Source organism: Amycolatopsis sp. NPDC104819, assembly GCF_055583145.1.
Genome location: NZ_JBVJON010000009.1, coordinates 174975 through 194113 on the forward strand (window position 1 = coordinate 174975; position 19139 = coordinate 194113).

Annotated in this window: 18 protein-coding genes; 9 read left to right on the forward strand and 9 right to left on the reverse strand. The window is 73.0% G+C overall.

The features are described 5' to 3' along the window. The gene (locus ACZ63E_RS28955) at positions 1-957 is read left to right on the forward strand and encodes a catechol 2,3-dioxygenase (protein ID WP_465339267.1); all 957 of its coding nucleotides are present in this window, start codon (positions 1-3) and stop codon (positions 955-957) included. A gap of 6 nt (positions 958-963) precedes the next feature. Here the strand turns inward: ACZ63E_RS28955 and ACZ63E_RS28960 are convergent, their stop codons facing one another. Next, complete coding sequence (locus tag ACZ63E_RS28960) at positions 964-1191, reverse strand: hypothetical protein (protein ID WP_465339268.1); 228 nt, start codon at positions 1189-1191, stop codon at positions 964-966. 56 nt (positions 1192-1247) lie between these two features. On the opposite strand from ACZ63E_RS28960, the gene ACZ63E_RS28965 reads away from it, so the two are divergent. Next, the gene (locus tag ACZ63E_RS28965; RefSeq protein WP_465339269.1) at positions 1248-2675 is read left to right on the forward strand and encodes a DNA alkylation repair protein; all 1428 of its coding nucleotides are present in this window, start codon (positions 1248-1250) and stop codon (positions 2673-2675) included. On the opposite strand, the gene ACZ63E_RS28970 is transcribed toward ACZ63E_RS28965, so the two are convergent. Beyond that, the gene (locus tag ACZ63E_RS28970; RefSeq protein WP_465339270.1) at positions 2672-4552 is read right to left on the reverse strand and encodes a primary-amine oxidase; all 1881 of its coding nucleotides are present in this window, start codon (positions 4550-4552) and stop codon (positions 2672-2674) included. The genes ACZ63E_RS28965 and ACZ63E_RS28970 overlap by 4 nt on opposite strands. A gap of 111 nt (positions 4553-4663) precedes the next feature. On the opposite strand from ACZ63E_RS28970, the gene ACZ63E_RS28975 reads away from it, so the two are divergent. Next, on the forward strand, positions 4664-6145 hold the full coding sequence (locus tag ACZ63E_RS28975; RefSeq protein ID WP_465339271.1) for a TetR family transcriptional regulator C-terminal domain-containing protein: 1482 nt from the start codon (positions 4664-4666) through the stop codon (positions 6143-6145). A gap of 50 nt (positions 6146-6195) precedes the next feature. On the opposite strand, the gene ACZ63E_RS28980 is transcribed toward ACZ63E_RS28975, so the two are convergent. Beyond that, on the reverse strand, positions 6196-6327 hold the full coding sequence (locus ACZ63E_RS28980; protein ID WP_465312340.1) for a hypothetical protein: 132 nt from the start codon (positions 6325-6327) through the stop codon (positions 6196-6198). 101 nt (positions 6328-6428) lie between these two features. Between ACZ63E_RS28980 and ACZ63E_RS28985 the strand changes: the two genes are divergently transcribed. Beyond that, a complete protein-coding gene (locus tag ACZ63E_RS28985) occupies positions 6429-7019 on the forward strand; it encodes a hypothetical protein (protein WP_465339272.1) in 591 nt (196 codons plus the stop codon). Between the two features lie 12 nt (positions 7020-7031). Here ACZ63E_RS28985 and ACZ63E_RS28990 read toward each other — a convergent pair whose 3' ends face one another. Beyond that, the gene (locus ACZ63E_RS28990; protein WP_465339273.1) at positions 7032-7586 is read right to left on the reverse strand and encodes a TetR/AcrR family transcriptional regulator; all 555 of its coding nucleotides are present in this window, start codon (positions 7584-7586) and stop codon (positions 7032-7034) included. Positions 7587-7650: 64 nt separating this feature from the next. On the opposite strand from ACZ63E_RS28990, the gene ACZ63E_RS28995 reads away from it, so the two are divergent. Beyond that, a complete protein-coding gene (locus ACZ63E_RS28995) occupies positions 7651-8649 on the forward strand; it encodes an alpha/beta hydrolase (RefSeq protein ID WP_465339274.1) in 999 nt (332 codons plus the stop codon). Here ACZ63E_RS28995 and ACZ63E_RS29000 read toward each other — a convergent pair. The 3 genes from ACZ63E_RS29000 to ACZ63E_RS29010 form a co-directional block, all read right to left on the reverse strand. Next, positions 8624-9748, reverse strand: a complete 1125-nt coding sequence (locus ACZ63E_RS29000; protein ID WP_465339275.1) for a glycosyltransferase — start codon at positions 9746-9748, stop codon at positions 8624-8626. The two genes, ACZ63E_RS28995 and ACZ63E_RS29000, sit on opposite strands and share 26 nt — an antisense overlap. A gap of 72 nt (positions 9749-9820) precedes the next feature. Next, positions 9821-11527, reverse strand: a complete 1707-nt coding sequence (locus tag ACZ63E_RS29005) for an MOSC domain-containing protein (RefSeq protein ID WP_465339276.1) — start codon at positions 11525-11527, stop codon at positions 9821-9823. A gap of 11 nt (positions 11528-11538) precedes the next feature. Continuing rightward, a complete protein-coding gene (locus tag ACZ63E_RS29010) occupies positions 11539-12042 on the reverse strand; it encodes a CGNR zinc finger domain-containing protein (RefSeq protein WP_465339277.1) in 504 nt (167 codons plus the stop codon). Positions 12043-12136: 94 nt separating this feature from the next. On the opposite strand from ACZ63E_RS29010, the gene ACZ63E_RS29015 reads away from it, so the two are divergent. From ACZ63E_RS29015 to ACZ63E_RS29025, 3 genes are read left to right on the forward strand one after another with little or no spacing between them, the layout of a single operon-like run. Then, positions 12137-13006, forward strand: a complete 870-nt coding sequence (locus ACZ63E_RS29015) for a DUF427 domain-containing protein (RefSeq protein WP_465339278.1) — start codon at positions 12137-12139, stop codon at positions 13004-13006. Between the two features lies 1 nt (position 13007). After that, positions 13008-13721 carry an SDR family oxidoreductase gene (locus ACZ63E_RS29020; RefSeq protein ID WP_465339279.1) on the forward strand — a complete coding sequence of 238 codons (714 nt, stop codon included), beginning with the start codon at positions 13008-13010 and terminating at the stop codon, positions 13719-13721. Further along, positions 13705-14151, forward strand: coding sequence for a VOC family protein (locus ACZ63E_RS29025; RefSeq protein ID WP_465339280.1), 447 nt, complete (start codon positions 13705-13707; stop codon positions 14149-14151). The genes ACZ63E_RS29020 and ACZ63E_RS29025 overlap by 17 nt, the downstream gene beginning before the upstream one ends. 25 nt (positions 14152-14176) lie before the next feature. Here the strand turns inward: ACZ63E_RS29025 and ACZ63E_RS29030 are convergent, their stop codons facing one another. Beyond that, on the reverse strand, positions 14177-15334 hold the full coding sequence (locus tag ACZ63E_RS29030; protein ID WP_465339281.1) for an NAD(P)/FAD-dependent oxidoreductase: 1158 nt from the start codon (positions 15332-15334) through the stop codon (positions 14177-14179). Between the two features lie 116 nt (positions 15335-15450). Here ACZ63E_RS29030 and ACZ63E_RS29035 point away from each other — a divergent pair, with 116 nt between their 5' ends. After that, positions 15451-18744, forward strand: coding sequence for a TM0106 family RecB-like putative nuclease (locus ACZ63E_RS29035; protein WP_465339461.1), 3294 nt, complete (start codon positions 15451-15453; stop codon positions 18742-18744). Here ACZ63E_RS29035 and ACZ63E_RS29040 read toward each other — a convergent pair. Then, entirely contained in the window at positions 18640-18963 is a 324-nt protein-coding gene (locus ACZ63E_RS29040) for a hypothetical protein (RefSeq protein ID WP_465339282.1), read from the reverse strand. The genes ACZ63E_RS29035 and ACZ63E_RS29040 overlap by 105 nt on opposite strands. Positions 18964-19139: the final 176 nt, after the last annotated feature.

Sequence of the window (19139 nt, forward strand, 5' to 3'; positions counted from 1 at the left end):
ATGCCCGATCCCTCGCCCCGCCACGAGATCGCGCACCTCGGGCACGTCGAACTGCGCACCCCGGAGCCGGAGAAGAGCCTGGACTTCTTCGTCCGCGTGCTCGGGCTGACCGAAAACGGCGCCGACGGCGATTCGGTGTACCTGCGCACCTGGGACGACTACGAGCACCACAGCCTGAAGCTCACCGCCGCCCAGACCTCCGGCGTCGGGCGGACGGCGTTGCGCACCTCGAGCGAGGACGCCCTCAAGCGGCGCGTCGCCGCCCTCGAGGAGCGCGGCCTCGGCATCGGCTGGGTCGACGGCGACACCGGCATCGGCCCGACCTACCTCTTCCGCGACCCGGACGGCCACGAGCTCGAGCTCTACTGGGAGACCGAGCGGTACGAGCCGCCCGAACACCTGCGGCCCGCGCTGAAGAACCAGGCGCAGGCGTACCCGGCGCGCGGGGTCGGCGTCCGGCGCCTCGACCACGTCAACTACTTGGCCCAGGCGGCGGAGACGAACGGCCGGTTCGTCTGCGACGTCCTCGGCGGCCGCGTGACCGAGCAGATCCGGCTCGACAGCGGCGTGATCTCCGGGCAGTGGACGCACTTCGCGCAGAAGTCCTACGACCTCGTCTACACCGACGACTGGACCAAGACGACCGGTCGGCTGCACCACATCGCCTTCGCGACGGACACGCGCGAGGACATCCTGCGCGCCGCCGACATCGCGCTCGACGCGGGCGTCCACATCGAGACCGGGCCGCACAAGCACGCCATCCAGCAGACGTTCTTCCTCTACCTCTACGAACCCGGCGGCAACCGGATCGAGCTGTGCAACCCCACCGGACGGCTGATCTTCGCGCCCGACTGGGAGCCGGTCACGTGGACCGAGGCCGAGCGGGCCAAGGGCCAGGCGTGGGGCCTGAAGACGATCGAGTCGTTCCACACCCACGGCACCCCGCCGGTCGCCTGACCGCGGTCAGAGCCGGTCGTGCAGGAGCCCGGCGAGCACCGGGTAGACGTCCTGGCGCGTCGCCTGCAGGTCGAGGACCGCGAGGCGGGTCTGGCCGTGGGCCTGCTTGGTGACGAACAGCCGCACTTCGTGCTGTGGCGGGCCGTCGTTCTCCCGGTCGGGAAGTTCGCACAGCCGGGTGTCCGGCGCGACGGCGGTGGCCGGCGCCGTGCACTCGCCGGTGAACCGCCGCACCGCCGTGTCCGGCTTCGGGGCGCCGGGGAAGGCCGTGACGAGGAGTTCGTAGGCGGTTGTGGGGGCACGGCTTGTTCGGCGCGGAGAACGTGGCCCGGGTGCTGGCGGGGCTCGTCACGCCGTTCGCCCGGATCGGCGGCTCCATCGAAGCGCGCGAGCTGAACGGCCAGCCCGGCGCGCTCTTCCGCGACCAGGACGGCAAGCTCGTCAACACCAACCCGGACAAGCTCGCGCACCTGGGCCCGGTGGCGGACGCCTGGGCGGTCGTCCGCGAGACGAACCGGGTCCGGCGGCGTGAGCGCGCGGAAACTGTCGTACCCCCGTGTCATGATCGCCGTGCTCGACCCGCTGCCCGACCGGAGGTCTTCATGCCATTCGCCGACGAACTGATCGGCGCGCGCACCGTGCGCGATCTCGCGGCGGCCCTGCGCGTCGCGGTGCCGCGGTCGAAACCGGGTGCCGTCGCCGCCGCGGAGGCCGCTCTCGCGCCGTTGTCGCTTCGCGAGCGAAGCGACCTTCTGCGTGACGCGCTACTTGAAGACCTGCCCGGTGACTACGCCTCCTTCGCCGCCACTATGCGCGTCGCGGCGAAGAAAGCGCCGACGTTCACCGGCTGGCTGATCTGGCCCGTCACCAGCGCGGTCGCCGTCAAGGCCGTCGAACAGGGGAGTGTTGAAGCGTTCGACGACGCGCTCGCGTTGCTGGCGGAGCTCACTCCCCGGCTCACCTCGGAGTTCGCGCTGCGGATCCTGCTCGACCACGACCTCGATCGCGCGCTCGGCGTCATCATCGGCTGGACCGATTCGGAGAGCCACGACGTCCGGCGGCTCGCGTCCGAAGGGACCCGGCCGATGCTGCCGTGGGCCGTGCGGGTGCCGGGGATCCTGGCCGAGCCGAAGGCGACCTTGCCGATCCTGAACGCGTTGTACCGCGACGAAAGCGAGTACGTCCGACGCTCGGTCGCCAACCACCTCAACGACATCAGCCGCCGCGACCCGGAGCTGGTCGTCGCGACGGCCGCGGAGTGGCTGGCCGAACCGGGCGAAAACCCCGCTGCGACAGGGAAACTCGTGCGGCACGCGTTGCGCACGCTTGTCAAGCAGGGCCACTCCGGCGCGCTCGGCCTGCTCGGCTTCGCGCCCGCGCGCGTCGACGTGACCGGCCCGCTGCTGTCGGCGGACGCGGTGGCGATCGGGGCGGCGCTGACCTTCCGGGCCACCGTGCGCAACCTCGACGCCGAGCCCGCCCGCCTCGCGATCGACTACGTCGTCCACCACCGCAAGGCGAACGGCACCACGACCGGCAAGACGTTCAAGCTCACCACGCAGGTCCTCGGGCCGGGCGAAAGTTACGAGCTGAGCCGCGAGCACTCCTTCCGGGTGATCACCACGCGCCGCTACCACCCCGGCGCGCACGCGCTGGAGCTGCAGATCAACGGCGTCCGCTCCGGCCGGGCGGACTTCGAGCTGCTGGCGGGTCCCTAGCCGTGGCACGCGTTCCGGGTCGGAGGCACGTCGAGGGCGGGGTTGCGGTCGAAGAAGCCGACCGGCCGGAGCCGGAAGCCGGTGCGGTCGACGGGCATGATCGGCCAGTCCTCCGGGCGCGGGAAGTGCGTCAGCCCGAAGGTGTGCCAGACGACGAGGTCCTGGCCGTCGATGTCGCGGTCGCCGGCGACGAACTCCGGCAGTCCGGCGCCGCCCGGGTGCTGGTTGACGAAGTCGCCCGCCGCGTACCGCTGGGCCGGGTCGAACCGGGTGACCCACAGGTGCTTGGTCGCGAAGGTCGCGCGCCGGCTGATGGAGGAGTCCTCGTCGGCCAGCAGCTCGGGGTTTCCCTCCGGCAGCAAGGCGTACGCGACGGGGTCGCCGAGCCGGTTGCGCGAGCCCGGGTTCGAGATGTGCCAGACGCGGCCCTTGCGGTTGTCGGCGAGGCGCTGGGCTTCGGACTCGGTGCGCAACGGCGTGCGCCGCTGGGTGAAGGCGTTGCCGCGTTCGTTGCCCGGGCCGGCCGGCACACGCTCGACGTCGACTTCCTCGACGAGGTTGGCCGGGCCGTCGACCATCATGTCCAGGCGCGCGCTGAACAGGTGCTGGTGGTACGGCGCGCCGAGGCCGGGCGCGAGCTGCGATGCGTAGGGGTAACCGGCGCCGGGGTAGGCCGAGGTGAACACGACGCCGGTCGCCTTGACCTCGCACTCGATGGTGCCGTCGAGGGAGAGGTACCAGTAGAAGCCGTAGTCGTAGTTGCCGACGGTGGTGAAGAACGACAGCACCATGCGGCGCTGGCGGCGGGTCTCCGCCGAGCCCGCCCAGAGGTCGGTGTGCTTCCAGAGGATGCCGAAGTCCTCTTCGTGCAGGCAGATCGCGTTCGGCAGCGTGCGGGGGTGGCCGGACTCGCCGGCGATCACCGCGTCGAGGTAGGTGATGTCGCCGACGCAGTCGCACCCCAGCTCGAGGGCGTTGGCGTACCGGCCGATGAGGTATTCGCCGGTGTCGAAGTAGTTCTGCCACGACCGGACCGGCGACGGGTCGCCGTAGGGCACGACCATCTCGGCGATCGACGCCCGGTGCACGATCGGGCGGCCGTCGAAGGTGATCTGGTGCAGCACCAGGCCTTCCCGGGCGTCGAACCCGATACGCAGCGACCACTTCTCCCACTCGAGGTGATGGCCGTCGAGGGTGAAGCTGGGGCCGTCGGGCTGGGTGATCTCGATCGGCTTCTGCGACGTCCGCGGCGGGCCGGTGACGGCGGGGTCGTCGAAGTTGCCCGACTCGTCGGGCACCGGCACCACGCCGGTGTCGATAACCTGGTCGACGGTCTTCGCCACGACGTCGACGTAGGCGACCAGGCCGTCGACGGGGTGGGCCCAGGGGTGGTCCTTCGGGTGGCGCTGGACGAAGGCGAGGCCGCGCAGGATGCGTCGGCCGACTTCTTCGGGATACTCGAACACTCCGGCCGAGAGCGGGGCGACGCGGACTTCGGCGACGTCGAGGTCGCGGGCGGCGAGCGCGGCCAGCCAGCGCTCGTCGGTGGCGAGGATCTGTTCCACCAGCCCGAACTCTTCGTCGAGAACCGGCAGCTGGCCGTCGGTCTCAGGGTCGAGCCGGCGTTCGGCGACGAGCTTCTCGGCGGTGAGGGAGACGAGGACGTCGTGGCCGCCGTGCGCGGCGACGTCGTGCAGCAGCACCCGGACGACGCGGTCGGCCGGCTGCCCGCCGTAGAGGGCTTCCTTCGGCGGCTCCTCGAGGCCGAGGTAGACCACGCGCGCGGTCGAGGGGAGCAGACCGGCGTCGGCGAGCACCTGCCGGGCGGCGGAAATCTCGTCGGCGGTCAGCGGGGCGAGCGGATGGACGTCGGACATCGGGCGGCTCCCTGTTTTCTCCACGTGTAGACTGAAGAGTGCGGCAAACCCGCCGCGAACACCAGGGCCGGCGGTCACTTCACCGGTACAGACGGCCCGGGGAGGTGCGCCGTGCCGAAGCAGATCGACCACGACCGGCGCCGCGCGGAGATCGCGGAGGCGACGTGGCGCCTGATCGCGAAGCGCGGCATCGAGGCGGCGACGATGCGGGAGATCACCGCGTCGCTGGGGATGGCGCACGGGGCGCTGAAGCACTACTTCCCGGACAAGAACGCGATCGTCAAGGCGGCGTTCACGCACGTCTTCGAGGCGACGAACGCCCGCATCGCCGGCCGGCTGGGCGCCGCGACCGGGCTCGAGGGGCTGCGGGTGTTCTGCCGCGAGGTCCTGCCCGCGGACGAGGTGACGGAGCTCGAGGCCCGGGTGGTGCTGCCGTTCTGGCAGCGCGCGCTCGCGGAGGCGCAGCTGGAGTCGGTGTTCGTTGCGGCGATGACGGAGTGGCGCGAGAGGATGGCGGGGTTCCTCCGCGAGGGGCGGTCGGCGGGGGCGGTGATGTCGCCGGTGGGGGACGAGGTGCTGGTGGAGCAGCTCCTCGCGATGTTGAACGGCTTGCAGGTCCACGCGTTGCTGACCCCGGGCGTGACAACACCGGAGTTGCAGCGGCGAGTGGTGGAAGCGTTTCTCGACGGCCTCGCCCCGCCTGCGGTTGTCGGTGAGGGGGGCGATTTCGCTGGTCGTGGGTTGGGCGGTGGTGCGGCCGGTTTGAGGGGCTACGCCGGGGAGGACTCTGGCGGCGTGCGGGAAGTCGCAACCATCGGCTTCGCCGGTCGCGGGGCGGGTTCGGCTGCGGTCGGCGTTGAGGCTGGGGAGGTGCTTGCGGTCGCGGATCTCGCCGATGGCGAGGCGGGTCCGGCTGCGGCTGGCGTTGAGCCTGGCAGCGTGCTCGCGGTCGCGGATCCTGCCAATGACGGGGTGAGTTCGGCTTCGGTCGGCGTTGAGCCCGCGGTCGTGCCTGCTATCCCAGACCTGGCCGACGGTGAGCCGATCGGCAGAGCCCAGGGTGCCGCGAGACGAGAGGCCGCCGACTTTCTCTCCTTCGCCCAGACCGCCGTCGGCACCGCCGCCGGTCGCCTGCCCGACACCGACCGGCGAGCCATGACCATGGTGCTCCTGCTGCACCGCGTCGCGAACACCGTCGTCTACGACCTGGAGTCCACCGTGCACCGGCCCGCCGGGTGGAGCTGGTCGGCCTTTCGGCTGCTCTTCACCGTCTGGGTCGCCGGGCCGCAGGAAGCCGGGCGGGCCGCCGAGGTGGCCGGGATGAGCCGGGCCGCCGTCTCCAGCCTCGCCAAGACCCTTGATGCCGCCGGGCTCGTTGACCGGGCGCCCGACCCTCGTGATCGCCGGGGCGTTGTCCTGTCCCTCACGAAAACCGGGAAGCGGCGGCTCGAAGCCACCTTCCACGAACACAACCGGCGCGAGTCCCGGTGGGCCGGGCTGCTGAACCCCGACGAGCTGAGCGCGATCAACACCCTCCTGGCCGCGCTCGCGGAACGAGCGCAAGCCCAGGACTGGGTCAGTCACCGGCTCTGATTAAACCTTTTAGGACCCGCCGGTCCCCGAGGGAGACCGGCGGGGATCCGTCACTGGCAGGCTTCGCAGTCCGGGTCGTCGATGCGGCAGGCCGCGCCGTCGGTGAGCGGGAAGTCGAAGTCGTCGAGGACGGGGACGACCGGCGTGGTCGCCGTCTCTTCCGGCGTGGTGGTGGCGGACATGGCACTCCCTGGGGTCCGAACGGTTTCCACTTCTGTGTAGCGCCCAAGATCGCCGGGCATTCCGTGACGCACGGCACATCCCGTGTGCTAACTTCCCCGGCATGCGCCGGATGCTCGCGGTTTTCGCCTCCCTGTTGGTGTTTTCCCTGATCACCCCCGCCGCGGAGGCCGCTCGGAAGCCGAACTGCGAGTGCGCGACACCCTCGATCGACCGCCTTCAGCAGTGGCTCGCCAGCGGTGAAGGCACCACCGTCCCGGCCACCGGGACCCTTCTTGTCCGCGAGCGCCACGGTTACGCGGCCAAGATCGACTTCCTCAACGCCGAGTGGCACGTCGCCGTCGTGTGGCTCGGCAACCAGTTCGAGGCGCAGGCCGACCTCTCACACTCGGCCGGGTTCTGGCTCACCTACAGCGCCACCGACGACCTCTACGTCCAGCTCCGCCCGGCCTCGCACTGGAGCGGCGGCGACAAATGGCTGACGCTCGTGCCGTCGACGCGTGGAAAGCTCGTGACGAAGTTCTTCAGCTTCGCGCCGCGCAACTGGACTTCGCTGCCTGAGCTGGGCACGCCCACCTACTCGTTCGCCTCCGCGCTGCCCGAGGCGCGCGGCCTGGTCTTCGTCGGCAAGACGCCGAACCGGCTCGACTTCCGCGGCCTGCGCATCGACGGCTACCGGCCGCCCTGCCTCTGACCGGCGGGACGGCTAACGCAGGACGCGCCGGATCATCTCGACCAGCTCGGTGACGTCGGCCTCGGCCATCGGGCGGCCGGTCATGCCCATCCGGTGCAGCAGCGTGCCGACGATGACGTCGATGACGAACAGCACCCGGTGCTCCGGCTCGCCGAGCGCCTCCTGCAGCGCCAGCCGGTAGGGGTCCTGCAGCCGCGTGGAGAGGACTTCGCGGAGGGCGGGATCGCTGACGGCGTCGACGAACACACCCGCGAACGCGCCGCCCACACCCGGCTCGCCGATCTTCGCCGCCACCCAGTGGATGGCCGACGCCACGATCTCGTCCGAGCCCGCGCCGTCGAGGGGCGCGGGGCCTAGTGCGGCGACGAGGCAGTCCGTGATCAGGGCGCCCTTCGACGGCCAGCGCCGGTAGAGCGTCGTCTTCGCGACGCCCGCTTCGGCCGCGATGCGGTCCATCGTCGCGCCCGCGTAGCCGAGCTCGTGCACCGAGCGCAGGGTCGCCGCGAACACGGTCGCGTCGAGGTCGTTACGGGGCCGCCCGGGTGCGGAAGAGGTGGAGGCCGGCACCGGGACAGGCTACCTTGGTAATTACGCTACCGCCGGTAGCGTAATCCGGCCGAAGGAGAAGACCATGCGAGCCAAGGCACCGCTGCGCGCCCGGATCGTCCTCAGGGACACCGTGGACTGGGAGACGTTCACCGACGCCGAGGTGATCGCCGCGCGCGAGAAGGTCAACCGCGTGCGCCGGGCGCGCGTCACGCGGATCGTCACCGGGCTGCCCGACGATGGCGCGCGCATCGAGGAGACGACCCTCGACCTGCCGGGCCGCCGGCTGATGCTGCGGGTCCACCGGCCGAGACGGGCCACCGGGCCGCTGCCGCTGGTCCTTTCCTTCCACGGTGGGGGTTTCCTCGTCGGCACGGCCGCGCAGAACGACTGGCTCAACAGCCGGATCGCGGCCCGCTGCCCGGCCATCGTGGTCTCGGTGGAGTACCGCCTCGCGCCGGAGCACCCGCTGCCCGCACCGGTCGACGACGGGTACGACACGCTCGTCCGGCTCGTCGAAGACCCCTTCGGCTGGGGTGTCGACGCGGGCGCGGTCGCCGTCCTCGGGGAGAGTGCCGGTGGCACGCTCGCCGCCCTCGTCGCGCTGCGCGCCCGCGACGCCGGGCTGCCGCTGCACGCCCAGGTGCTGGTCTACCCGAGCACGGACTGGACCGGGACCGCGCACGACTACCCGTCGGTCGCCGCGAACTCCGGCCAGCCGGGCCTGTCGATCTCCGAATGGAGCGCCGCCCGCCGGTTGAGCGTGCCGCCCGGGCTCGACGCGCGGACCGTGTCACCGGTGAAGTCCGAGAACCTCGCCGGCCTGCCCCCGGCGCTGGTCGTCACCGGCGCGCTGGACGCCGCGGAAGACCACGGCCGCCGGTACGTCGAGCGGCTCCGCGAAGCCGGGACGGACGCGCGCTTGAGCTGTTATGCCCGGGCCATCCACAGTTTCCTGAGCGTGCCCGGCCTGGTCCCGGCCGCCCGGCCCGCGCGCCGCGAGGTGGTCGCGTTCCTGCGGGAACGGCTGCACCCCGCTCGGGAAGCCGCGGGAGTCGTCACGCCAAGGCTTTCAGCTCGGTGACGAAGCCGCTGATCGGCGGAAGTTCGAGAACTCGACGCCGGAAACCCTCCGCGGCCGAGCGGAACGAAGCCTCGTCGAGGACGCGCGAAACCGCGGCGGCCAAGGCTTCCGGCGTGAGTCCGGCGGCGTCGACCTGGAGCCCGGCACCCACTTCGTGCACCCGCAAGGCGTTCGCGGGCTGGTCGGCGAACAACGGCACCGTCACCATCGGCACCCCGGCCGTCAGCGCCTCACGCACACCGCTGAACCCGGCGTGCGTCACGAACACGTCGCACGCGGCGAGCAACGCGCGTTGCGGGACGAACCCCGCCAGCTCGACGTTCGCCGGGCGCGGGCCGGTCCACGACGCCAAGGCCTCGTCGCTGCCCAGCGCGACGACGGCTCGGACCCCGAGTGAACCCAGCGCCGCCACAGTGGTCGACATCAGCTCGGATTCCGGCCCCAGCAAGGAAAGGAGGTTCGAGCCGAAGGCGGCGAGCACCCGCGGGCCGTCCTCGGCCGGAGCCACGGCCGGTTCGGGGACGCGGTGGTACCAGTGTCCCGGCCCGCGCAGCTCCTCGGGGTACCACGGCTCGGGCAGCAGGCCGGCGGTCAGCCGGGCGGCCCTCCCGCCGGGCGGCAGGCCGAGCCGCCCGCGCACGGCGTCCAGCCGGCCGGGAAGATCGGGGACGAGCCGCGTGACCAGCGGCGCGATGTCCACCACCGCGGACGGCACCCCGAGCAGCTCGGCGGCCAGGAGCCCGCCGTACTCGTTGGTCTCGCGCACGATCACGTCCGGGCGCCACGCCGCCTCCACGATGTCCGCGGCCGCCCCCGCGGTCATCGTGTCGTCGAACAGGGGCACCGAAAGCGGCCCGGTGACCTCCGGCCGCCACCGGCGCAGCTTCTCCAGCACCGAAGGCTCCGGCGTCACTTCGCCAGGCGCGCGCAAGGCCGGCAGCACCACGACCGGCACCCCGTGCCGTTCGACGTCGGCCGCGGCCGCCCGGCCGGTGGCGACGGCGACCTCGTGGCCCGCGGCCTGCGCGGCCCGGGCGAGCGGCACCAGCGCGGGCAGGAGGTGGGACCGGATCGGCAACCCCGTCAGCAACACCCGCACAAGCGCCCCCTCGGCTCCGGACCCCAGCCTAGCGGGACACGCGTGACCGATCGGGCGGACTTTCCTGCCCCGTCACAGGTCCAGGACGACGGCGTCGAGCGGCCGGGCGCAGCAGACCAGCGCCTCACCGTCCGCGGGCGGTTCCAGCGGTTCTGGCTCGTAACCGACCACACCGGACAGCACCGGCGTCACGCACGTGTGGCAGACGCCGGTGCGGCACGACCAGCGCGTCGGCACGTCGCACGCCTCGGCGAGCTCCAGCAGGCTGGGGTAACCGTCGTTCCACGGCACCGTGAGCCCGCTGCGCGCGAAGGTGACGGCGGGGCCGGTGCCCGGCGCGCCCGTGGGCGGGTGCGGGGTGGTGCGGACGGCGTCGGTGATGCCCGGGTTGATCGCGGACACACCGCCGAACAGTTCACTGTGGACGTTCGCCGGGTCGAGGCCGAGCTTCACCAGGGCTTCGCGCATCGCGGTCATGAACGCGTCCGGGCCGCACAGGTACGCCGTCGCGTCGAGGGGTAGGTCCAAAGTGGACAGCGTGTCGGCGCTCAGCCGGCCGCGGGTGGCGCCGGGGCCACCGGGCGCCGGGTCTTCGGCGGTGTAGAAGACGTTCTCGTGGCCGTGCGGAAGGCTCTCCAGCAGTTCGTGCGCCTCGGCGGCGAACGCGTGCTCGGCCGCCGAGCGGGTCGTGTGCAGCCACCGGACCTCCCGCTCGGTCCGGTCCGCGGCGAGCGCGTGCAGCATCGCCAGCACCGGCGTGACACCGATGCCCGCGGAGACCAGGAGCACGGGCCGGTCGTCGCCGGTCAGGACGAAGTCGCCCCGCGGCGCGGCCACGTCGACCTCCGCGCCCGCCGTCAGCCGCGTGTGCAGGTAGCCGCTCACCAGCCCGTCGCGCTTCACGCTGATGCGGTACTCCCGGTCGGACGGCGCCGCCGACAGGGAGTAGCTGCGCACCGGCGCCGGGTCGCCGGCCCCGGGGACGCGCAGGGTGAGGTACTGGCCGGGCACGGGCCGGGGGAGTGGCGTGCCGTCGACGGCGGCGAGGTGGATCGAAGCGACGGTGGCGCTTTCGGGCACGATCCGCTCGACGCGCAACGGCCGGAAACCCCGCCACCCGCTCGGCTCCGGCGCGGGCGCCGCCGCCAGCAGGTCGCGGAAGGACCCCTGCCAGCCGGGGCTGAGCGCCGGGATGTCGACGGCCTTGCGCAGGGCCTCGGTGTCCCGCCCGGGCAGGTAGAGCAGCGCGTCGACGTCGGCGACGCTCAGCTCGTGGCGGCCGGTCCGGGTGCGGACGATCTCGTCGCCCGCCTCGACGTGGCCTTCGGTGATGACGCGCAGGTAGAAGCCGGGCCGGTGGTGCGCGACCAGCAGGGACGGCATCCGCGGCTCGCCGAGGCGCATCCCGACGCGGAAGCACGTGACGCGCGGCTGCGTGACCTCGAACTCGGCCTCCCCGATGCGGTACCGGTCGCCGATGTGGACCTCGTCGTCGGGGAGGCCGTCGACGGTGAAGTTCTCGCCGAACTGGCCGTCCTCGAGGTCGTCGCGGCCGAGAAAACGCCGCCAGTGCGCGTAGGACTGGCGCTGGTAGACGAGCACCGCGCGGTTCTCGCCGCCGTGGCCGCCCAGGTCGCCCTGGCCGTCGCCGTCGACGTTGAGCCGCCGGACCATGAGCCGGCCGGGGACGGGGTGCTTGAAGATTCCGGTGTGGACGGTCTTGCCCTGCCAGGGCACGTCCTTCGGCATCCCGACGTTGAGTGAAACCAGGCGCGCCACGGTCGTCTCCTTCAGTCCGCCGCGCCCGGGCGGGAGCGCTGGTAGTGCCGCCGGGCCTTCATGCGGTTGCCGCAGACCGCCATCGAACACCAGCGGGCGCTGTTGGGCTTGCTGTGGTCGATGAGGAACAGCCGGCACTCCGGGTTGGCGCACGGGCGCAGCCGGCCGGGGCTCGCCTTGGTGAGCTCGTCCCACGCGAGCACGGCCCGCGCGGCGGCCGAGCGGCCCGGCGGGACGTCGAGCCGCCACTCGACACCGTCGTCGCCGAACGCGGCCCGGTAGCTCACGTCGTCGACGAACCGGGCGGCCGAAGCGGGCGTGGCCTCGCCGCGCACGATCCGCTGGAGCACGGACCGCGCTTCGAGCAGCGCGCGGTGTTCGTCGTCGGTTGCCGGCTGCCCGTGGGCGGCCAGCCAGTCGTGGCCCGCCGCGGCGCCGGCGAGGTCGTCGCCGGGCACCCCGTCGCGCACCGGGGTGGTGTTCAGCAGGTCGAGCAGCAGTTTCTCGTCCACCATCGTTCTAACCTCCAAACTCACCCTTGACAGGTTACACGACGGGTGGTTGTGTGTCTAACCATCAAACCAAGCGATAAAGGTTAGGAGCGAGACGATGGGACTGGCCTGGCAGCAGGGACCGCTCGCCACCCGGGCGGTGGGGCACTTCCTGGTCGAACAGCCGCTGCCCGAGCGGATGCTGTTCGCCGAGCCGCTGCGGCGGCGGATGCGCGTGCGGTTCGGCGGGGAGTGGATCGCCGACAGCGAAGACGTCGTGCTGCTGCACGAACCCGGCCGGTACCCGGTGGCGTACTTCCCGCTCGCCGACGTCCGCGAAGACGCGCTCGTGGCGGAAGACCGGACGACGACACACCGCGACCTCGGCCCGACCGGGTGGTTCACCGTGCGGGCGGCCGGCGAGCAGGCGCCGCGCGCAGCCTGGCGGCACACCGGCCTGCCCGGCCACGCGGACGTCCTGCGCGACCGCGTCGCCTTCGCCTGGCGGGCGATGGAGGCGTTCTACGAGGAGGACGAGCGGATCGTCGGGCACGCGGCCGACCCGTACCACCGCGTCGACATCCGGCAGACCTCACGCCACCTCGTCGTGCGTGACGGCGACCGCGTGGTCGCCGAGACCCACCGGCCGGTCGTGCTCTACGAGTCCGGCTTCGCGCCGCGCTGGTACGTGCCGCGCGAGGACGTCGACCTCGACGCCCTGACCCCGGTCGACGGCCAGACGTTCTGCCCCTACAAGGGATTGGCCGGGTACTACGACATCGGGTCCGGCAAGCGCGCCGCCTGGTCGTACCCGGAGGCGTGGCCCGAGGTCGAGCGGGTGTCCGGGTTCGTGTCGTTCGAACCGGACGTCGTCGAGGTGACCCTCGACGGCCGGAAGCTCGCTCTCGAACCGGGCCAGACCGTGACGCCGCACGGCATCGACCGCGGCCTGGACCCCGACGAACTGCTCGCCGCGAAAGGGAACTGAGATGACTTCACTGAAGGATCACCGGGTGCTCGTCGTCGGCCGTGGCAGCGGCATCGCCCGGGCGGTGACACTCGCGCTGCGGGAAGCCGGGGCGAAGGTCGTCGTCGCCGGGCGCGACGAAGCGGCACTGGCCCGGGCGTACGACGACCCGGACGTCACCGCGGCGGCCGTCGACCTGACCGACGAAGCCGCCGTCGCGGCCTTGGCCGAGCAGCTCGGCCGGGTCGACCACGTCGTCTCGACCGCGTCGGCCCGGGCCCGCGGCACGGTGGGCGACCTGGACCACGACACGGTGCTCAGGTCGTTCGACGTCAAGGTGCTCGGCCCGCTCCTGCTGGCCAAGCACTTCGCGCCGCGCATGCCGGAAGACGGCTCCTTCGTCTTCTTCTCCGGATCGTCCGCGCGCAAGCCGGCGGTCGGCATGCTCGCCGTCGGCGCCACCAACGCGGCGGTGGACGTGCTCACGCGGGGGCTCGCGGTCGAGCTGGCGCCGATCCGGGTGAACACGATCTCACCCGGCACGATCGACACCGGCGCGTACGACGCCCTCGGGGACGAGAAGAAGGCCGCGTTGTTCGCCACGCGCGCTGCGACCAGCCCCGCGCGCCGTGTCGGGCGCGCCGAAGACATCGCCGAAGCCGTGGTCTTCGCGCTGGGCAGCACCTTCCTGACTGGGGTGTCCCTCGGGGTCGACGGGGGTGAACCCCTTGTCTGAGCTGGAGTTCCGCCTCGAAGTCCTCACCCTTCCGGTGTCCGATGTGGACCGCGCCAAGCGCTTCTATACGGAGCAAGCGGGCTTCACCCTCGACGTCGACTACCAGCCGAACGACGGCTTCCGCGTGGTCCAGCTGACCCCGCCCGGCTCGGCGGCGTCGGTCCAGCTTGGCACCGGGCTGACCGACGCGGCCCCCGGGTCGGCCCGCGCCGGTTACCTCGTGGTGTCCGACATCGAGGCGGCCCACCGCGCGCTGGCCGGCCGCGGGGTGCCGGTCGACGCGCTGCGGCACAAGAAGTCCGTGGACTGGCAAGGGGACTACGCGCCGGGCGTGGACCCGGACCGGAGGGACCACGCGAGCTTCTTCGGCTTCGCCGACCCGGACGGCAACACGTGGGTGGTCCAGGAAAGCGGGCACGCGGACCGGTAGCCGCGTCACGCCGAGGTCCGGCGGGTCAGGCGCGCGCCGGTTCCCGCAGCCGGGCCTCGCGCTTGCCGTCGTGGACCCACCACTTGCGCACCCCCGGCTTGCGGGCCTCGTAAGCCAGCTGCCAGACCGTGCTCCGGCAGACGATCTCCTTCAGCTTCGCGCCCAGGCGGCCGCCGACGTACAGCCCGACCACCCGGTCGTCGCGGTGGGAGAACTGAAAGACGCCGCGCCCGCGGCCCAGGCTCAGGCACTGGCCGGCGAACCCGGCCCCGATCGACGCCGGTTCGGCGCCGGCGATCCGGGCCAGCACGGTCTCGGCGGCCTGCGGGCCGAGCTGCACCGCGGACTGGCAGCCCATCCGGAACGGCAGGTCCGACGGCGACGCCGCGTCGCCGGCCGCGATCACCCGGTCGTCGTCGACGCTGGTCAGCGTCTCGTCGGTGCGCAGGCGACCGGCGAGGTCGGTGCTCAGCCCGCTGCGCGCGGCCAGGTCGGGGACCCCGAACCCGGCGGTCCAGACGGTCACCGGGCTCGCGACCGCGCGGCCGTCGTCGAGCCGCACACCCTCGCGGGTCACGGCCGTCACGGTGGCGTCGCCGAGGACCGTGACGCCGAGCCTGGCCAGCTGGCGAGCCACCGCACGCCGTCCGCGCGGGTGCAGGTACGGGCCCAGCTCCCCGCCGCAGACGAGGGTCACGGCGCGACCGTTCTCGGCGAGCTCGGCGGCGGTCTCGATGCCGGCCGGCCCGGCGCCGACCACCGTCACCGCCGCGCCCGGAGCGGCTTCGAGCGTCGCGTGAAGCCGTTGCGCTTGCTCGAAAGTGGTCAGCGGGTGCGCGAACTCGGCCGCGCCGGGCACGTCCGAGCGGGCGTCGTGGCTGCCCACGGCGTAGATCAGGTAGTCGTAGCCGATCGGGTCGCCGTCGGCGAGGGTCACGGTGCGGGCGGCCGGGTCGATCGCGGTGGCCGTGCCGACGACCAGCCGGACGTCGGCGGCCAGGACGTCCCGGAAGCCGGTGCGCGCGGGGTGGGTGCCGCCGGCGAGCTGGTGCAGGCGGATGCGCTCGACGAAGTCGGGGCGCGGGTTGACCAGGGTGACGCGGACGTCGTCGCGCCGCGTCAGGCGGTTGGCCGCCATCACGCCCGCGTACCCGCCGCCGATCACGACCACTTCGGTGTTCATGGGTGTCTCCTTCGCTCGTCGGCCTCAAGACACCGGCCGGGCGCGGGCTGTGACACCGGCGTGTCGACCACCGTGTGCTCCGGCCGGGGGAGCCGGCCGTGTCAGACTTCGCGGCGATGTACACCCCAGCCGACCTCGCCGACCTGCTCGAATGCGAGCACCGCAGCATCCTGAAGCAGGCGCTGGCCGCGGGCCTGCCGGGCGCGCCCCGGCCCGTTCCCGGGCCCGGCCGGCCGGCTGCCGACCGCCGGAACGCGGCGAAGGCGACCGAGGAGGCCCTGCGCTCCGGCGCGATGGTGATCCACGAGGCCGTCCTGCACGACGGGGAGTTCTCGGGCCACGCGGACCTCCTGGTCCTGGACGGCGAAGGCCGCTACGAGGTCCACGACACCACCCCGGCCCGGTTCGCCGAGCCCGCCGCCGTCGTCCGGCTGACCGCGTTCGCCGACGCGCTGCGCCGCGGCGGGTGGCCCGCCGGCCCGCTCATGCACCTGCGCCTCGGCGACGGCGGGGTCCGCACCCTGCGCGTCGACGACTTCCGGCCGCTGGTCGACCGCCTGCGGACCCGGCTGCACGGCCGCGAACCCCGGCTGCCGGACCGCCTCTGGGCCGACGAACGCCCGGCCTGCGCCGGCTGCGGGTTCGCCCAGCACTGCACGACGGCCCGGGAGGCCGACCGCGACCTTTCGCTCGTGGCCGGGATGCGGACCGACCAGCGCCGCAAGCTCGTCGCCGCCGGGCTCGGCTCGATCGACGCGCTCGCCGCGGCCGGGCCCGCCGACCGCCCGCGCGACCTGTCGGCCACGTCGTACGCGAACCTGCGCGCCCAGGCCGCGCTCCAGGTCCGGCAGGACACCACCGGCGACATCTCGTACGAGATCGTCGCCCCCGAGGCCCTCGCCGAACTGCCCGCGCCGGCCGAGGGGGACGTCTTCCTCGACCTCGCGGGTGATCCGCACGCGCTGGCGGGCGAAGGGCTGGAGTACCTCTTCGGCGCGGTCACCACCGACGGCGACCGGCGGTTCACGCCGTTCTGGGCGCACAGCCGCGCCCAGGAGAAGCGGGCGTTCGAGGAGTTCGTCGACTTCGCCACGGCCCGCGTCACCGAACACCCCGGTTCGCACGTCTACCACTACGCGCCCTACGAGGTCACCGCGATCAAGCGGCTCGCGGCGGTGCACGGGACGCGTGAGGAGGAGGTCGACCAGCTGCTGCGCGGCGGCGCCGTCGTGGACCTGCACACCGTGGTGCGCAAGGCGTTGCGGGTGTCGCAGCGGTCGTACTCGATCCGGTACCTCGAAGCGCTCTACCTGCCCGGTGCGCGGGAAGGCGGCAAGACCGCGCTCTCGGACGTCGACGCCTACGAGGAGTACCTGACGCTGTCCGGGCAGCCGGAACGCGCCGAGGAGGCCCTGCGCGGGATCGCGGAGAACACCGAGTACGACTGCGTCTCCGCCCTGCGCCTGTTCGAGTTCCTCCATCAGGTCCGCGCGGACGCCGGCATCGAACTCCCGGAACCGGTCGAAGAGTCCGCCGAAGACGCGCTGATCCGCCAGACCGAGGAGGACCTCGCCGCCGAGCGGCGCGCCGAACGCGCGGCGGCGCTGGCCGCGCTCGTCGACCCGCTGCTCGACGGGCTGCCGGACGACCCGGGCGCCTTCACCGCCGACGAGCGGGCCCGCGCGCTGCTCGCGGCGTCCGTCGGCTACCACCGCCGGGAGACCAACCCCGCGTGGTGGGAGTACTTCCGGCAGCTGGCCGCCCCGCTGGGCGACCTCGAGGTCGACACCGCCTGCACCGTGCCGGTCTCCCTGGAGGCGGGGGAGTGGGTGCCGCCGGCCGGGCGCGTCCGCAACGCCAAGCGGACCCTCCAGCTCGCGTGCGACCCCGACCGGCCGCACCCCTTCGCCCCCGGTGACGACGTCCGGCTGCGCTACGGCGACACCGCCCGCGACGCCAAGGTCGTCGCCGCGTCGGCCGTGGAGCTGACGCTGGAGGAGAGCTGCCCGCCGGACGCGACGACCACGGACCGGCCGTCCGCGGTGCTGCCGGGCAGCCCGGTGCGGCCCTCGCCCAAGGACGAGGCGGTCGCCGACCTCGCCCGGCTCGTCGTCGACGCGCTGCCGGTGCTGCCGGACCACCCCGGGGTCGACCTGCTGCGCCGGACACCGCCGCGGCTGCGCGGGGGAGCCCCGCTGCCGGAGCCGGGGGACGACCTGGTCGCCACCGTGATCGAGGCCGTCGACGCGCTCGACGGGTCGGCGCTCGCGGTGCAGGGGCCGCCGGGGGCGGGCAAGACCTACCTCGCCGGGAAGCTGATCGCCCACCTCGTGCGCGCCGGGCGGACCGTCGCGGTCACCTCCACCAGCCACAAGGCCGTGGAGAACGTGCTCAGCGCGGCCAAGAAGACCGCGCCGGGCCTGCCGTGCGCGAAGCGGGCGAAGCGGACGCCGGACCCGGCGGCGCCGTGGGAGCAGCCGAAGAGCAACCCCGCGCTGGTGAAGTGGCGCGAGGAGAACAACACCGGGCACCTGGTCGGCGGCACGGCGTGGACGTTCGCCAACGCGGCGATCCGCGAAGAGCCCTTCGACCTGCTGATCATCGACGAAGCCGGCCAGTTCGCCCTCGCCGACGCGCTCGCCGTGTCGATGTGCGCGAAGAACGTCCTGCTGCTGGGCGACCCGCAGCAGCTGCCCCAGGTCGTGCAGGGCACGCACCCGGCGGGCGCGGAGGCGTCGGCGCTCGGGCACCTCATCGGCGAGGCCGACATCATGCCGCCCGCGCTGGGGTACTTCCTCGACGAGACCCGGCGCATGCACCCGGCCGTGTGCGAGCCGGTGTCGAACCTGTCCTACGCCGGTCGCCTGCACGCCCACCCGTCGGCGGCCGAGCGCGCCCTCGGCGGGATCGAGGCGGGGCTGTACCTCACCGAGGTCGACCACCACGGCAACACGACCCGCTCGGTGGAGGAAGCGGCCGCCGTCGTGGACGTCGTGACGCGGCTGCACGGCCGGCCGTGGACCGACCGCGGCGAGACCCGGCCGCTCGGCGACGCCGACATCGTCGTCGTCGCGCCCTTCAACCTGCAGGCCCGGACGGTGACGCGCGCCCTGGCCGACGCCGGGTTCCCCGGTGTCCGGGTCGGCACGGTCGACCGGTTCCAGGGCCAGGAGGCGCCGGTCGTGCTCACCACGATGACGTCGTCGTCGGCGGTCGACCTGCCCCGCGGACTCGACTTCCTGCTTTCGCGCAACCGGCTCAATGTCGCGCTTTCGCGGGCGCAGGCACTGGCGGTGCTGGTGTGCTCACCGCGGCTCGTCGAGGCCGACATCCGGACCGTGGAGCAGATGCGCCTGGTCGCGGGCATGATCGGCCTGATGTCCGCAGCCGCACCGTGGCCGCTCGGCTGACTTCGTCCACTGCAGCGCGGCGTGCCACGCGGCGATCAGCGCTTCGTCGTCGGCGTACGTCGGCGCCGTGCCGACCGGCACCCAGGCCTGCTCGACCGCCGTGCCGTCCTCGACGCGCAGCACCGTCACCCCGGCGTACTCCACCACCTCACGCGCGTGCCCGGCCGGCACCGAGACCGCGCGGATGCCCAGCCGCAGCCGCACTTCCCGTTCACCCATCGACCACGCTTCCCGTCTGGTTCGACGATGGTGTCGCGCACCGGCCGTGATCCGTAACAGGATGGGGGATGGGTGTGCGCCGAGCGGCACCGGAGCGCCGGTCGGCGGTGGTTTTCGCCGGTGACCGGTTGATCGCCGGCGGACCGGGCACTCTCCGTCGGACGGAGGGAGCGGGC